The 16486-nt window shown below is 59.7% G+C and carries 11 protein-coding genes; 3 read left to right on the forward strand and 8 right to left on the reverse strand.

Annotated elements, in window-relative coordinates:
- Window positions 1-323 precede the first annotated feature (323 nt).
- Together FIU28_RS17175 and FIU28_RS17180 are read right to left on the reverse strand one after the other, a co-directional pair.
- Window positions 324-1136 (reverse strand): alpha/beta fold hydrolase, encoded by an 813-nt coding sequence (locus tag FIU28_RS17175; RefSeq protein ID WP_246660718.1) that lies wholly within the window; start codon window positions 1134-1136, stop codon window positions 324-326.
- Between the two features lie 742 nt (window positions 1137-1878).
- Entirely contained in the window at window positions 1879-2100 is a 222-nt protein-coding gene (locus tag FIU28_RS17180) for a hypothetical protein (protein WP_168209923.1), read from the reverse strand.
- Window positions 2101-2279: 179 nt separating this feature from the next.
- On the opposite strand from FIU28_RS17180, the gene FIU28_RS17185 reads away from it, so the two are divergent.
- Window positions 2280-3458 (forward strand): IS30 family transposase, encoded by a 1179-nt coding sequence (locus FIU28_RS17185; protein WP_143574417.1) that lies wholly within the window; start codon window positions 2280-2282, stop codon window positions 3456-3458.
- A 225-nt stretch (window positions 3459-3683) separates the two neighbouring features.
- Here the strand turns inward: FIU28_RS17185 and FIU28_RS17190 are convergent, their stop codons facing one another.
- Genes FIU28_RS17190 through FIU28_RS17210 form a run of 5 tightly spaced genes read right to left on the reverse strand, consistent with a single transcriptional unit; the run spans window position 3684 to window position 10498 of the window.
- Entirely contained in the window at window positions 3684-4268 is a 585-nt protein-coding gene (locus tag FIU28_RS17190; protein WP_143574418.1) for a glycerol-3-phosphate responsive antiterminator, read from the reverse strand.
- Between the two features lie 9 nt (window positions 4269-4277).
- Entirely contained in the window at window positions 4278-5825 is a 1548-nt protein-coding gene (locus tag FIU28_RS17195) for an FAD-binding oxidoreductase (RefSeq protein ID WP_143574419.1), read from the reverse strand.
- Entirely contained in the window at window positions 5826-7502 is a 1677-nt protein-coding gene (locus FIU28_RS17200) for a glycerol-3-phosphate dehydrogenase/oxidase (protein WP_143574420.1), read from the reverse strand.
- Window positions 7503-7505: 3 nt separating this feature from the next.
- Window positions 7506-9044, reverse strand: coding sequence for an FGGY family carbohydrate kinase (locus FIU28_RS17205; RefSeq protein ID WP_143574421.1), 1539 nt, complete (start codon window positions 9042-9044; stop codon window positions 7506-7508).
- Window positions 9044-10498: an MFS transporter gene (locus FIU28_RS17210; RefSeq protein ID WP_143574422.1), complete on the reverse strand. Its 1455-nt coding sequence runs from the start codon at window positions 10496-10498 to the stop codon at window positions 9044-9046. Before FIU28_RS17210 ends, FIU28_RS17205 begins: the two co-directional genes overlap by 1 nt.
- A 513-nt stretch (window positions 10499-11011) precedes the next feature.
- Between FIU28_RS17210 and FIU28_RS17215 the strand changes: the two genes are divergently transcribed.
- Together FIU28_RS17215 and FIU28_RS17220 are read left to right on the forward strand one after the other, a co-directional pair.
- The gene (locus tag FIU28_RS17215) at window positions 11012-12373 is read left to right on the forward strand and encodes an IS1182 family transposase (protein WP_143574423.1); all 1362 of its coding nucleotides are present in this window, start codon (window positions 11012-11014) and stop codon (window positions 12371-12373) included.
- 92 nt (window positions 12374-12465) lie between these two features.
- Window positions 12466-12942, forward strand: coding sequence for a hypothetical protein (locus tag FIU28_RS17220; RefSeq protein ID WP_143574424.1), 477 nt, complete (start codon window positions 12466-12468; stop codon window positions 12940-12942).
- A 22-nt stretch (window positions 12943-12964) separates the two neighbouring features.
- On the opposite strand, the gene FIU28_RS17225 is transcribed toward FIU28_RS17220, so the two are convergent.
- Window positions 12965-16480, reverse strand: coding sequence for an indolepyruvate ferredoxin oxidoreductase family protein (locus FIU28_RS17225; protein ID WP_143574425.1), 3516 nt, complete (start codon window positions 16478-16480; stop codon window positions 12965-12967).
- Between the last annotated feature and the right edge of the window lie 6 nt (window positions 16481-16486).

The following is a 16486-nucleotide window of genomic DNA, read 5'->3' on the forward strand; positions in this document are numbered from 1 at the left end:
TGTCAATTTTCTGAAGTTAAACGCCTTCAAAAACCGAGGCGATAGGCGACGCAGTGCGGCAAGTCCGAGCGCTTCGCTCAGCCGCAACCGGTCCGCCAGCTTGTCGGCCGCCTCCTTCCGTTCGCTGTAGCGGACGAGGACGCTTGCGCGAAATCGATCTCCTGCAGCAGTTAAGTTTTCCTGCACGCGTTTCTGACCGTCCTGCGCCAGATCGCGGCCAAGCTATTTAGCACGCGTAGATTTATGGCTTCTTGACGCATCGGCAATTTCGCCTCAGGAGGTCCAGCTCGGTGATCTCATGTTGAACCTGCTCTATAATTTCCTTAAGGGACCATCGTCTGAGGATCGAACACAGCCAGCTTGCTCGAGACCGCCGAAGTGAGATCGCTCGAAGAGCTGTCGCCGAGGAAGCGCTCGAGCGTCGCTTCGATAGAAGCCTTGACCAGATCTGGACCGCGGTCGCTCATGTCGGTGTGTTGCGCGTCGGTCTGAACGATGTCGATGCCTGCAGCCTTCGCCGCGTCCTCGTCCGGCACTACGCCCGGGTCCGCCTTGAAGACGTCATCATGCGAACGGAAGGACAGGATCTTGAGGCGGGCGTCGGTCACGAACGGGACACGTAGATTGTCCAGGGTGACGACACGTTTCACGCGAGAGGCGTGCAGCTTTGCGTAATACATAGAGATGTCTCCACCGTTGGAATGGCCCAGCAAGGTCAGATCGCCGTAGTCCGCGTTCGGTTGTCGTCTCTTCATCTCGCCGAGCACGAAGTCGATGTTGGCCTCGCCCCGCTCGTAGATTGGCAGCCGCCCTGCGTACAGCGCGCCCTTCACGGTAACCAAAGGTGCATCGGTCGGCAGGTCATGCTGTACGCTGAGGACGAGATAACCCCTTGCGGCGAGGGCGTTCGCGATGAAGGAATACTCGGTGTTCTTCACGGTGTTGCCTTGGCTGATCACGGCGACGGGCAGCGTCGAGTAGCCGGCATTCGCTTTGAGTTCGGCATCGCGGCGGACGGCCATATCCACCATCACGTCGCGATTTCGCACCTGATCATGCAATGCCAGGGTTTCGTGCCGGATGGCGAATTTGCTTAGAAAAAAGTATCCGCCGACCGCGACCACCGCCAACGACACAGCTACTTTCCACCTGTTCACCTGCGCAGTCCCATCCTAAAAGATCATTCACTCGTCGAGAGACCCACTCTCGGCCAAATATTGAGGCGTTTCAAACTCTGCAGGAATGAGCTACTTTTTTGCGGGCGCCGCCGCAGATACATCGATGCCCGCCGCAGCGCGATTTTAGGGCGCGATCTCGGTGGGACGGCTGACGATTGAACCGACCGAAGTCGGATCGAGCACCGTCTGGCATCGGCGCTGGGCGCCGAAATCAGTTTACAGTCACCTGCGACGTCAGGGAGGGATGGACTTCCTTGTCCCTCGCTAATTGATGTCCTGATGTCCGTGAGCTGCGGTCTGCGCGAAGGATGCGGCCGACAACGATTCGAAAAAGCGACCGTGGCTATGGGTGACCTTCGACATCCCGACGCTCCCTGTTGGCTGATGTCGTACAACGACAATCCACGTCCGACGTTCCGAAGCCTCTCAACCGCACCTTTCTCGCCGATGAGACCGTCATAACGCCAATGAGCGAGTGTTGCGTGGATCAGGAGCGTCGAGCGCACGCAGCTTCTGAATTCGGACAACCAAACAGTCAACTAAAAATTGTCTCAGACTACCAAAAACACGGCAAGTTTGAACGCATCCGTGTCGGCTTTCGCAGTGCGGGCCAATCATAGATTCCGGGCTTTGCGGGAAATTATTAGTTTCCGACGGGTGTGCGTCGGACTATTTCGAATGGCCAGCCTCCCGGCATCGGTCACGCCCTCTGACGCGGTGCGGAGCGTTCGCTCGGCCAGTCCAAGCGCGACCGCGATGTTTTGCGTGATGTTGAGCATCGTGTGCTTCCAATGATCGACCATCGCGGCGATTCGGAGATCTTGCCGTGAAGAACGGCAGCGGCGGTCTCTAGGGCGACGTTGGTGCCGCCGGCGATTTTGATCCCAACATCGGCGGCGGCGAGCGCCGGCACGTCGTTCATGCCGTCTCCGACCTTCGCGAACGTGAGGCCGGGCATCACTGCGCCACCGCTGTGGAGCAGGCCGCTGTTTCAACCGGTCATGCTCTGTTTGCGAAATGCCCCTTTTGGACGGCCGCTTTACGCGGCGGGTTCAACCGGTCATCGCAACACTCTAGTCTTCAGCAAGGATGGAGTGGGACATGAAGCAGCGACGTCGCATTAATTATTCGGCCACTCAGCGATCTGAGATCTGGGATCGCTGGCAGGCTGGCGAGCCGATGAGTTCGATCGGACGCCGGTTTGACCGCGAGTCATCGTCGGTCTTCTCGGTCATCTCGCCTACAGGCGGTATCCGCCCGCCGGATCGGCACCGGGCCGAACAAGCGCTGACACTTTCCGAACGAGAGGAAATCTCTCGATGGCTCTGCATGCGCCGCTCGTTACGCTCGATTGCGCGTCATTTGGGACGAACTCCGTCAACCATCAGCCGGGAGGTGCAGCGCAATGGTGGTTCCGATTGCTATCGGGCTGCAGGGTCTGATCAGGCTGCCTGGGATCGGGGGCGGCGCCCCAAGCTTTGCAAGCTGGCTTGCTGTGCGTTCCTAAGGCGGACAGTATCAAGCTTGCTGCGACGGCAATGGTCACCGCAGCAGATTGGAGGCTGGCTGAAACGAACATATCCGAGGGAGCTTCAGAACCAGGTGTCACACGAGACGATATATCGCAGCCTCTTCATTCAGGCGCGTGGCGTGCTGAAAAAGGAGTTGCTCGAACATTTAAGGGCGAGGCGCACGGTTCGCCGCTCCCGGCACGCCAGCATGAAACGAAACGGGCTCGGCCAGATCAAGAATGCTGTATCCATTAGCGAGCGACCACCCTCTGTTGAAGATCGTGCGGTGCCTGGCCATTGGGAAGGCGACTTGATCGGTGGATCAGGAAACAGCTACATCGCAACGCTTGTCGAGCGCCATTCGCGCTACGTGATGCTGGTCAAGGTTGCAAACAAGGATACCGAAAGCGTCGTATCGGCACTGATCAAACAATCGCGGCGATTGCCCGGCGAGCTTTACCGGTCACTGACCTGGGACAGAGGCAAGGAGCTTGCCGACCATCAGCGCCTGACATTGGCCACCGAGGTCGGGGTGTATTTTTGTGATCCTCGATCTCCCTGGCAGGGCGGATCAAACGAAAACACAAACCGATTGCTGCGCCAGTATCTTCCGCGTGGCACCGATTTATCGCTCCACAGCCAAGCCAGGCTTAATGCCATCGCGAGGCTGCTCAATGAAAGACCACGAAAGACCTTGATCTATCAGAGTCTGACTCATAATGTTTGCGAGCAACTTCAATGGCTTGGAAACGTGCTCGGAGATGGTTGAGTTGGTTCGAAAATCAGCGACCGCCCGAAGCTGCGGATCTTTTGCATACAACCGGGCGAACTGGCTTTCGATCAAGACCTACCCAACCCATTGAAATGACTCTCCTTCATTTTCAGTCAGCCTCTCAGACGCCAGCTGAGAAGTTTGCCGAATGTGTTGCAGCGATCGGTTGAACCTGCCGCCAAGAGCGGCCGGTCTCTCTCGGTCCATGCATGCGCCCGTTAATCATTGACGAAGGCTTTTGCCACTGAGCCGCCAAAGCTTCTTGTCGCTAGTTGAGACTGCAACCGCACCATTGCGAATCGCGCTCACGATATCGTCGCGGCCACACACAAATCCTGATGCCATGATGGGCGGCATCGCTTTGCGCGCTTGAGCCGAGATAAGAGCAAGCATCGGCGCCGGCATCAATTGAACCAAGTTAGGTTCGCTTTGCTCTAGCGCCGAGACGCTTCTCGGAAAGGTGGAGCGGTCGGTGACAAAAACCTTTTGTACCGCTACGAGACCAGACTTTTTTGCACGCTGAATGGTTGCCACTCGCGTTGAGACCAGACCTTTCGCTCCGATCTCGGCAAGATACTCGATCCCACCCTTATCCTGGGAAATCCCATCGCAACTGTCGATGTTGACGATGGGATATTTGTCGGCATCCAGAAGCGACTGGATCACTGACTGCAGCTTGCGAAGCTCGAAATTGGCAACAATCGAAATCTCGGCCTCGCCATCGATGAAGTCATCCAGATGCTCGGCGCCGTAAAGCGTCGCAATAACCGGGTGCCTCGTCAGCCTAATCGCCAGTGATTTGTCCATCGTCGTTGTTTAGGGGCGCGCGACGACGTTGTCACTCAGTCCCAGCTTCCCCGGGTTCAGAATGTTCTGGGGGTCGAACGCACGCTTGACGGTTTTTAGAACTGGAAAGGCGGATCCCAACGCGTCTGCCATATAGGGTGCCCGCAGCAAGCCGATGCCGTGATGGTGACTGAGGCTGGAATTGAACTTGATAAGCACTGCATTGGCGGCATCCCACGCTTGGCGGTACCATTCGGCCCGCTTGTCGACCGCAACTTCGCCGCGAAGCGAGAAGTATAGGCACGCACCATCTACGTAGGCGTGTGACTGGTGCGCCGAACCAGCAAGCGTTCCGGGAATGGCCTTGAGCGCAGCAACAACCTCGTCGTAAATCGCGGGAAGATCGCGCCAGCGGCCAGTCATCTCCAGCGTGTCGGCAACGAATCCGGGACTTGGCTTGAAACCTTCCGCGCTCTTGCCGGTCAAATAGCGGGTGTCCAGCCAGCGCTCCAGAATGGCGGCATCGTCAAGCTTTTCACCCAGTTCCTCGCATGCCTTTTGGCTGATCGCTATCACGGCGTCGACCATCTCGGGCGCGCCTTCATCGGCAATAAGAAGTACGTTGGATTCCGGCAGACCGAACTGCACCCCGCTTTCTAGACCGTCATAAAGCCGCAGGGCAGCTGGATTGGCGCCGCGCTGCATGATCTGGCGACAGGCTTCGAGGCCATCCGCGAAGGACGTGAAGCCGTAAGCGATGGCACGGCCATAGTCCGGCAGACGATGCAGCTTGAAACGCGCGCGGACGACGATGCCCAACGTGCCCTCGGAACCAATGAAAAGCTGCAGCAGGTCAGGTCCCAGCGCGGCCCGCGCGTAGCCACCGAGGGTGACCAGGCTGCCGTCCGCCAGGACCACGTCGAGGCCAAACACCATGTCTTCGATCTTGCCGTAACGCGTGGATAGCTGGCCTGCGCCGCGACAGGCGACCCACCCGCCGACCGTGCTGATGCCAAACGAGGACGGCCAGTGGCCCATCGTCATGCCATAGTCGCTCTGGATCATCTGTTCAAAAACGTCGCCGAACATGCCGGCTTCGACTTCAACAATCTGACTTTCCTTGTCGAAGCCGATCATCTTGTTCATGTCGCAGAGGTCGAGCACGATGCCGCCGCGCACGGGGAGTGCAGCGCCCGTAACGTTGCTGCGGCCGGCCGAAACCGTGAGCGGAATTGCCGCTCCGTTGGCGATGCGCATGACGCTTTGCACCTGCTCTACGGTCGAGACCCGAACAACAACAGCGTTTGGGGTAGCCGGCTTACCAGCGGTCTCCGTCACCATGGATGCGGCCCACCAATCACGTGTCCAGGCGACGACAGCAGAGGTTTCGGTAATCACCTCATCCGAGACGGCCCGCAGCTTCGCGATTATATCTTCACTGACAGCGACAGGATCTCGCTGCAATCCTGACGTCGACGATGTTTCCGTGAGGCGAGCCACAAAAGCTGGTGGCGTGTGCGCACCGACGACGTATTTGCCGCGATTGTAACCGCGGCGGATGGCATCTTTGCTAAGCATCTACTTAACTCCCATAAGAACGAGTTTTTCATGCGCGACACTGGCGAGAAAATCTTTCACCTGGTCCGCGACGACTTGTTCGGAAAGCCCGAGTTCGGACTTCAGAATTTCTGCAACGCGGGGCGCGGCCCGCACGGAGGCGTCCCGTGCCATTAAGCGGGCCCGCATGCGCCGCGATAATACATCATCGATACTACCAGCCATCTCGTGTCGGATCGCATATACAACCTCGGCCTCGCTGTGCGGCAGCCCCTCAACAATCGGCGTCGAGAGCTTCGGATCAGACTGAAGAATATCGCTGACGAAGCGTGCTTCGGTCCCGTATCTCTCACCGAGATGTGCCTGCATTCCGCCGGAAGCCACAATGGCCTGTGAGTCGTAGCCTGGCGCTCCTAACAAGTAGGCACTTTTGGTTTGGCACCGGGCCTTCTTACCAATCACCTTCTGCGCGGCGTCAATCGTTTCCTCAGCCATGTGGCGCGATGTGGTGAGCTTGCCGCCCACAACGGTGACAAGGCCATCTGCCGCGATGTCGATCTTGTGGTTTCGCTTGATCTCAAGCGTCTTGCCGCCGGGCGGCGCCACGAGCGGCCGGCATCCGGCGATACTGCCGACGACATCTTCCGGACTCAAATCGGTCTTTAGCGCCGAGCGTGCGCCCTCAAGAAGGAAATCCAGATCCTCGCGCGTGCACAGCACGTCGTCGAGGTCGCCGGTGTAATCCTCGTCCGTCGTGCCGAGATACGAGACGTCGCCCCAGCGCGTGATGGTTGCGCGTCGGCTTCGGCCCGGCACTGGGATTGTCACAGTGCAGTCATTGCGGATCTTCAACCAGGGAACGGCAACGTGGACGCCCTTTGCAGGCCTGATCTCAAGCGTCCTGTCTGCGCCCTTCTTGATTCCGCTCCAATCTCGAAGCCAAACGCCCGTCGCCATTATGACAACAGCCGCCTTGATCTGGATCTCGCGTTCGCCGGCCTGCACGACGGCGCCATCGACCTTGCCGCGCATGTCGCGCGTGATCTCGAGAGCTTTCGTATGGTTGACGATGGTCGCGCCGTGGAAGGCGGCGGTTCGGGCAAGATTGAGGGTCAGGCGGGCATCATCGACGCGAGCGTCGAAATACATCAAACCACCGATCAGATCGTCTTCTTTGAAGGTCGGGCAATGCGACAGGACCTCCGCCTTGCTGAGGCGCTGGTGCAGGACGCCTTCGCGCCATCCACCGACGATATCGTAGGTCCAGAGTAGGCCCTCGAACGCCTTGGCAAGACGCTTGTCGAACACTCCAGCCTTTTCCATGATCGGAAACAGAAACGGAAGTCGCTGCACCAGATGTCGCGCGTTACGACGAAGCCGCTGACGCTCAAGTAACGAATGCCGCACCAGACCGATATTGCCCTGCTCGATGTAGCGCAGGCCACCATGGACCATTTTCGAGGATTTTGATGAAGTTCCGGACGCAAAGTCGTCTTTCTCAACAAGGGCTACGCGAAAGCCACGCAATGCGGCGTCCATCGCGGCGTAAGCGCCAGTGACGCCGCCACCGATGATCAGAATATCGAAACGCTCGTTTTCCAGACGGTCCAGATTTTCGCTGCGGTTGAACCTTTGGGGTTCGACGCCGGTCATTTCCGCGCTGGCTCGGCTGGGTTTCAATGAGGGAAGAAAGTTCATGGTTCAGTATTCCGATTGGCCGGCCCCGAAAGTGTCGGCGTGTTCGAGTTCGGACTTGATGCGCGAGTGCCAAAGCGCCCGGCGCTGCTCCCGGTGGTCAGCACTGATCGCAGGTTCGAAAACCTGCTCGTCAGGGCCAGGCGTGGTGCCACCCTTGAGAACGTCCCACTGCAGACCCGTCGAGCCGGCGAGATAAGCGACACCACGCAACGTCGCGCGCGCGGTGTTGGGCTTGCGCCGGATCGGCCTACCGATGAGATCGGCCTGGATCTGCAACAAGGTGTCGCTTGTCGAGAGCCCTCCGCCAACGATCAGCTCCGAGACATCAACACCGGAAACTTCCTCGTTCGCCTTGAGACAGGTGGTGACCGAATGCGCGATGCCTTCAAGTATCGCGAACGCTATTTCCGAGCGCGTAGAAGCGATGGAAATTCCAGTGAGCGAAGCTCGCGCATTGGCCTGCATTTTCGGTACGCGCAAACCAGTGAGCGCTGGCAGGAACGTGACGCCCCGGGCCGACTTCGCCTCAGCCGCAAGGCGGCTGATCTCGGTCGCACTCTCGAACCATCGAAGCTTTTCGCAGACCCAGTCGAGCGCGGATCCGGTGGTCGCAACGAACGTTTCTACTGCGAAGCGCGACGTGTCGAGGCTACGGCGCGCGACCATTGTCGTAGTGCCGTCGTAAAGCCCGATATTCACCGGTGGCGTGGGTCCGGTGATGAGATCGACGAAGCTGCCGGTGCCGTGGATACACATCGCCTGCCCGCGATCGAGGCATTCGAGCCCGAGCGCCCCGGCGTGTTGGTCGCCCATGCTCGCCAGGATAGGAACGTCGATGCCTAGCAGGCTGACGTTGGTCCGTCCGAAGCTGTCGGCGTCAGAACGCAACACCGGCAGCAGGTCCTGCGGAAATTGCAAAGCTGCCAGCCACCCTGGATGATAACGGTGCTCGGCCAGCACGTAAGCGCCAGCGGAGGTCGCGTTCGTCGGGGTGGTTACGTGGATCCTGTCGTTGGTCAGATGCCACAGTAGCCATGTGTCGATCGTGCCGAAGCACAATCGTCCCTCGTCGTAAGCCTCAATGATGGCAGGCGTATTTAGAAGATGTTGAGCGGCCCAGATATAGGGCGATCTCACACCTCCGGGTCGTCCGACTTCGCGGGTGAGTATTTTGTCCCAGGTCGGTGCGAGTTGATCCAGAAGCCCGACGTAGCGCGAATCTTGCCAAACCATGGCGGGCACGAGTGCCCGCCCGGTGTTTCTGTCCCACAGCACTGCCGTCGCACGCTGAGTGGCGAGGGCCAGCGCAACGATGCGCTGCCCCTCTGCCACCGACCGCGCGATTGTAGCGAGACATGCCGCGAGCGTCTTCTCCAGGATGGCGTTAGCGTCTTGCTCGACAACGCCGGGTCGCGGCGTATCGACCAGCAACGGTAGGTATTCGAGACATGATACATTGCCGTCGTGGGAGACCGTCGCGGCGCGTGTGCCGGACGTCCCCTCGTCGACCGCCAGGATCACATCTTTCTGGGTTTCGGCCATCAGGTAGTCTTAACCGCCGGCCGCAGTGCGGCTGCGCGCACATTATCGCCCTCGAATTGCGGCGCGTCGGCCTCGTTATCGGGATTGATCGTGGTGCGCGTCGGATCCCAGTTGATCGAGAAGCAAATGATGCTGGCGACTAGCGGAACCGCCGACAGGATCAGGAACGTATGATTTAACCCGTACCATTCTCGGAATAGCGGGAACACCAACAAGCCAACAGCCGCACCAATAGATCCGAGCGCACCGATCACGCCATTGGCGCCAGCGCGGAGTTCGCCACGAAACGACAGCGAAGACAGGCTCTTGCCGTTTGCGCCGGGACCGCCCGAATGGAACAGGATGAAGAGGCAAGGCACGATGGCGGCGAGCCAAATCGGCATGCGATCGCTGAACAATCCAAGAATGAGCAGCATCACAAAAACCGCGGCGAAGCCAAAGGCCGAGGCCCGGCGAAGGCCGAGCGCGCGACCGATCGTTGGAGAGAGGAAGCCGCCGAAGATGCCAAAAACGTTGAACAAAAGTGCGCCCAATGTCCCCAAGATAAAATCCTTGCCGAACATTGCCGCGCTGATCAACGGAAGATACCAGCCCACCGCGAAATACTGGATTGACTGGCCGATCTGGACCGTCGCAGCCAGGATCGTACGCGGAAGATAGACGCCACGAAAGATCAGCAAAACGTTGGCGAGACCGCGGCGTGCCTGGTTTTCGACCGGAATGCGCTCGCCAGCAGGTGCCGCGACGAACACCTGACCATAAATCTTGGTCATGGCAGCAGCCGCTTCGACAAGACGCTCTTTACGGGCAAGCCAGACCGGGCTTTCGACCAGCAGCGTGTACTGCAGAACGAGCATCGTGACGGCAACTACGGCGGTGGCGGCCACCGAATAACGCCAGATCGAGTCGCCTACGTTCCACGAATAGAACAGCATTGCCAGCAACAGGTTGCTGCAGACGGCGGTGTACCACATGCCCTGCCAGGTATTGAGCCGGCTCTTGAATCGAACCGGTGTAAATTCGGCCAGCACGGCCATGGCGATAGCGAAATCGATACCGTAAGCAGCACCGACGAAAAAACGTCCGACGAGGATGGTTTCGAAATTCGAGGCAAAAATCACGAGAGATGCACCAATGATAGCGAATACTTTCGCCAAGATCAGCGGCCGCACACGCCCCCAACGGTCAGCCATCCAACCGCCAATTGGATTAAAGGCGATGGCGACCCACGAAGCGAAAGAAGTGAGAAGAGCGACTTGGGCAGCAGCGAGATGCAGATCCCGCGTCATCGGGGCAAGGCCCGCGCTGAGCGCCGAGTTTGAAAATGCATCCAAAAATAGGCCGCCGAGGGCAAGCCACCAGATTACCCCGGCTCTTCCGGTAATCCCCGTACGAGAATCAATGAACGAAAGCACGTCATCGATTCCACGAATTTTTACTGAAATAGATTGCACCGACAGCCTCCCCAGATATTTTTTTAATCTGTAAGGAGGTCAGCACGAATCGAACACAAGCAAGATGACCATCTTACAGACAGTCTTAAATCTTGCTTCTGTCCGGAGAACCTATGACGCGGCTTATCCGTTGTCAAACCGGCATCGCATAGCTCGGGGATAATTCGGATGCGACTGACGTCGGCAGTTCGAGCGATCTGTTTATCTGCAGCACCCGCAGCGCCAGCAGGCCAACGGTACCTGCAGCAATCTTTACCGGTCTTCTCCGGCTAGGATTATTCACATTTGCTAGTCTCCTAGCGATGCCAGCGCATGCAGGCGGCGCATTACCGACCTCGCTAAGCCAGGGAAAGCGGTCGCCATGAAGGAGGCGACGGCAAAAGGATGGCCTATCAAGGCGATGCACAAACGACCTTTTCCAAACGGCCGCTTTGCGCCGATTGTGTTGAAAAACCCTAGTTGAAGCCGAGCGCGATCGCTGATTCACTATCGGTATCGACGGAGGCTGAATCGATGATGGGTCCGCAGCAGACTGATCAGGCGGCTCTATTCTACGAGTTCTCACTCGAGCGGCACGTGCCGGCATCTCACCTTTTGAGGGCTATCGACCGCTTCGTCGACCTGTCGGGTGTTCGTAGCGAGTTGGCACCATTCTACAGCTCGACCGGCCGACCTTCGATTGATCCCGAACTGCTCGTACGGATGTTGCTGGTCGGCTACTGCTACGGTATCCGGTCAGAACGTCGGCTGTGCGAAGAGGTCCACCTGAACCTCGCTTACCGCTGGTTCTGCCGGCTCGGTCTCGACGGCGAAGTGCCGGATCATTCGACATTCTCCAAGAACAGGCATGGCCGCTTCCGCGATTGCGATCTGTTGCGCAAGCTGTTCGAGACGGTCGTGCGTCGCTGTGTGTCGGAGGGACTGGTCGACGGTGCCGCCTTTGCGGTCGATGCGAGCCTCATCGCTGCTGACGCCAACAAACAACGCTCGGCCGCAGGAGCCGGCCAACATGACTGGGAGGCGATCGCCCGGACGCGCCGGTCGGTCCGGGAATATCTCGACACACTCGATGATGCCGCTTGGGGCACGGCGAGCGAGACGGTGCCGAAGTTCATCTCGCGATCAGATCCGGCCGCGCAATGGACGGGTGCTCACAAGGGGCACGCCTTCTTCGCCTATGCCGACAACTACCTGATTGATCTGAAGGTGGCGATTATCGTCGACGTCGAAGCGACCCGCGCCATCCGACAAGCCGAGGTCGGCGCAGCACGCACGATGATCGACCGCACGGAAGAACGTCTCGGATTGCGCCCCGAGCGGCTGGCTGCCGACAGCGCTTATGGATCAGCCGAGATGCTGGGTTGGCTGGTTGACGAGCGCGCGATCGAGCCGCACATTCCGGTGTTTGACAAGTCAGCCCGTAAAGATGGGACGTTCCCGCGGGACGACTTCGCCTACGATGCAGAGACCGACATCTATCGCTGCCCGGCAGGCAAAGTGCTGGCTTCTACCGGGACCCTGGTCAATGACGGAGCTACACTTCACTATCGTGCAAGCAAGTATGACTGCGATATCTGCAAGCTCAAGCCACGGTGCTGTCCGAAGATGCCCTCCCGCAAGGTGCCGCGTTCCGTCTACGAGAGCGCGAGAGATGTGGCGCGCGGCATCGCCAGGACCGAGGCTTATGTGACGTCGCGACGTGAGCGCAAGAAGATCGAGATGCTGTTCGCGCACCTGAAGCGCATTCTGCGCCTGGACCGGCTCCGGCTGAGAGGCCCTTACGGCGCTCACGACGAGTTCCTGCTCGCCGCTACTGCCCAGAACCTCCGAAGACTGGCAAAGCTGGTCCCGTCGCCCGGCCCAATGCCTGCCTGAGCCGAGACGAACTGGCGCGCGCTTTGCTTACTGAGACGTCGCGAACAGTTGCGACGGCGACTTTTTCAACACAATCCGCCAGAAGCGGTCACATGAGCCACGTCAACCTCTACCTATCGCCGACCTCGTCACGGAATCAACTCTATCAGCAATCCACGGCGTTCGAAGAAGATACGGCTGGCACAGGTCTAAGGGCACAGCGGGGCCTTTTGAGCCGACGTTCCAGCAAGCATCGGCCTTACATATGCAAATCGCTGCACGGCCGCACGATCGATAATGCGATCATCATCGGCGCTGGCGTTCCTCAGCGCGCCAAATCCAAGATCCGAACCCAGATGTTTCGCATCTACCACAAGCTTGCCGCGCTGCTTGAGGCGATCATCGATGCTGGAAAATCGACCGGCGAATTCAGCACCAGACAGGCCACCCGGGACATCGTGCTCTATCTGGAAGCCGTCCACGACGGCAATATGCTGCTCTGGTACCGGAGCGGAAATGATCCAGACATCGGGCGCACGTTGACGCGGGCGACTCTCAATGGGTTTGCCCATGCCGTGCAGGGTACGTAAGACATCCCGTTCCGCTCGCACGTCACCGAATCGCGACCGCCTTGAGCGATTCACTGGAGGGCGCCGATCGATTGCAGTTCTCGACCTGCATCATGATCTGTCTCCGTCGCTCGTCCATCGCGGCGATGTTCAGATCCTTCACGTGACCGTACCCTTTTACCATTTCTGGTAAGCTGGCCAGTTCGACCGCGATTGCGAGATTGCCGGAGTCGAGATCCCCGCTGAGTTGCCCGACATCGGCGATATAGCGATCGATCAACTGCCGTTCCATACGGCGCTCGGCGGTGTATCCGAAGATGTCCAGGGATGTCCCACGCAGGCCCTTGAGACGCGCCAGGACGCTGAACGCCGTGAGGACCCATCCGCCGAATGCTCGTTTCTTGAGATGGCCCGTCACCGGGTCACGCCGCGACAGCAGCGGCGGCGCCAGATGGATCTGGAGCTTGTAGTCTCCCTCGAACTGGCGCTCCAGCTTCGCGCGAAATGAGCCTTCCGTGTAAAGCCGCGCGACCTCGTATTCATCTTTGTACGCCATCAACTTGAACAGGCTGCCGGCGACCGCACCGGTCATGGCCTCGCTGCCTGGCACGGCCCGGCGTTCCGCCAGACTGATGTTGGAGACGATGTTTCGATAGCGTTGCGCGTAAGCCTGGTCCTGGTAGGCCGCCAGGAATTTGGCGTTGGATTCAATGCGCTCCGGCAAGGTCAGCGGCTTTACCACCGGCGCCGAGGCCGGCGTTGCAAATGCATCGACCGACGCCGGATCGTGTGCCGCCAGACGCCCCCAGGCGAAGGTGCGCTGGTTGTTCTGCACGCCGCCGCCGTTCAGGACGATGGCCCGGTCGAGCGCCTCGAAGCCGATCGGCAGCAGGCCCTTCTGGAACACGTAGCCCAGCAAAAACAGATTGGTGGCGATGGAGTCGCCCATCAGCGCCGTGGCGATACGCGAGGCATCGATGAAATCGATGCCGTCGTCGCCGACAGCCTTGCGCAACACGCGGTGGATCAGGTTGGCTTCGAAGTCGATATTGCCGTCGGTGACGAAAGCCGCGGTCGGCGTCAGGGTGGTGTTGACAACCGCACGTGTGACGCCGTGTTCCATGCGCGACAGTGCGACGGGTGACGCAGCGACCACCATATCGCAACCCAGCAACAGGTCGGCTGCGCCCGCAGCGATGCGAACGGCCGCGATATCCTCAGGCTTCGGCGCGAGACGGACATGACTCATGACGCCACCGTTCTTCTGCGCCAGGCCGGTAAAATCCAGCACCGAGCAGCCTTTGCCCTCGATGTGCGCCGCCATTCCGAGCAGCGCGCCGATGGTCACGACACCCGTGCCGCCAATGCCCGTCATCAGGATATCGTAGGGTGCCAGCAACGGCTTGATCACGGGCATAGGAAGCGCCGCGAACCGATCGCCGGCGGCGTCCCCCGCGGCCTTCACCGGCTTGCGCAACCCGCCACCATGCACGGTAACGAAACTCGGGCAAAAGCCGTCTGTGCAGGAAAAGTCCTTGTTGCAACTGGACTGATCGATGACCCGCTTGCGGCCGAGTTCGGTCTCCAGGGGTTTGACCGACACGCAGTTCGACTTGACCGAACAGTCGCCGCAGCCTTCGCAGACCAGATCGTTGATGAACGCACGCTTCGGCGGGTCGGGGTAAAGGCCGCGCTTCCGGCGGCGGCGCTTCTCAGCCGCGCAAGTCTGGTCGTAGATCAGGACCGTGAGGCCGTTGATGTCACGTAACTGGCGTTGCACCGAATCCAGCTCGTCACGGCCGTGGAAGCTGATACCCGGCGGAAAGATCCTCTTGTCGGTGTACTTGTCGGGCTCGTCCGAGACGATCACGACGCGGGCGGCACCTTCGGCCACCACCTGGGTGGCAATCTGCGGCACGGTGAAACCGCCCTCAGCCGATTGCCCGCCGGTCATCGCGACGGCGTCATTGTACAGGATCTTGTAGGTGATGTTGACTTTCGCTACAGCCGCGGCGCGGATCGCCAGCAGTCCGCTGTGGGTGTAAGTGCCATCGCCGAGATTTTGGAAAACATGCTTCTCGGACGTAAACGGCACCTGGCCGATCCAATTGGCCCCCTCGCCGCCCATGTGCGTGATGGTCTCGGTGTTGCGGTTCGGCATCCACATCACCATGCCGTGGCAACCGATGCCGGCCATGGCGCGACTGCCGTCCGGCAACTGCGTTGACGTGTTGTGCGGACAACCGGAGCAAAAAAACGGAGCCCGCTGCGACTTGATCTGGGGCGTCCGGGCGACCTGTTCAAAGGATTCCAGACGCGCAATGCGCTGCGTCAGATTGCTGTTGCCCAATCCTTGCCGTTCCAGTCGCGACAGGATCGCGCGCGCAACCAGTGTGGGCGACAGTTCTCCCTCGCTGCGCAACAGCACTTCGCCGTCTTCGTTACGCTTGCCTACAACGGACGGCCGCGATCCCGCGTCCATGTTGAAGATCGCATGAGCGAATTGGGTTTCGATGAAGCCCTGCTTCTCCTCGACAACCAGCACGTCTTTGAGACCTTGCGCAAAACGGCGCGCGCCCTGCACTTCGAGCGGCCAGGTCAGGCCGACCTTGTAGACGCGCAGTCCGATCTCGGCGCACGCCGCGTCCGACAGGCCAAGGTCCGCCAGCGCCTGTCGCACGTCAAGATAGGCCTTGCCGGTCGTAATGATCCCCAGTGTCGCCGCGGGCGAGTCGAGTGCGATCCGGTCGATGGGATTGGCGCGGGCGAAAGCTGCCACGGCGCGCATCTTGTCGCCGTGCAAGCGAGCCTCGGCCTCCAATGGCGGATCCGGCCAGCGGATATGCAGGCCGCCGGCCGGCATGTCGAATTCGCCGGGCTCGACGAACTGCATGCGCTCGGGGTCGGCTTCGATCGAAGCCGAACTTTCCGCCGTTTCCGAGATTGCCTTGAAGCCGACCCAGCAACCAGAATAGCGCGACAGCGCAAACCCGTAGATGCCGAAGTCGAGATATTCCTGCACGGTGGACGGATTCAGAATCGGCATCATCGCCGCCTGAAAGACCTGCTCTGACTGATGCGCCAGAGTCGATGACTGGCAGCCATGGTCGTCACCCGCCAGTGCCAGCACACCGCCAAAGCGTGAAGTTCCCGCCGCGTTGGCGTGCTTCAGCGCATCGACGCTGCGATCGACGCCGGGGCCCTTGCCGTACCAGATGCCAAAGACGCCCTGCACGTTGGCGCCCGGAAACAGTCCGACCTGCTGACTTCCCCAGACCGACGTGGCTGCCAGGTCTTCGTTCAGGCCGGGCTGAAAATGTATGTTCTCAGCCTCGAGATGCTTCTTTGCCGACCATAACGCATTGTCATACGTACCGAGCGGCGAGCCACGATAGCCGGAGATGAAGCCGCCGGTGTTAAGACCTGCCTTGGCATCGCGCGCACGCTGCATCAAAGGCAATCGCACCAATGCCTGAATGCCCGACAGATAAATTCTGCCGGACGGCAGTGTGTACTTGTCGTCCAGCGTTACGTCACGGAGCAGAGTGGTTGTCGACATCGGATG

Origin of the sequence: Tardiphaga sp. vice154 (assembly GCF_007018645.1) — a bacterium.
Classification (GTDB): domain Bacteria; phylum Pseudomonadota; class Alphaproteobacteria; order Rhizobiales; family Xanthobacteraceae; genus Tardiphaga.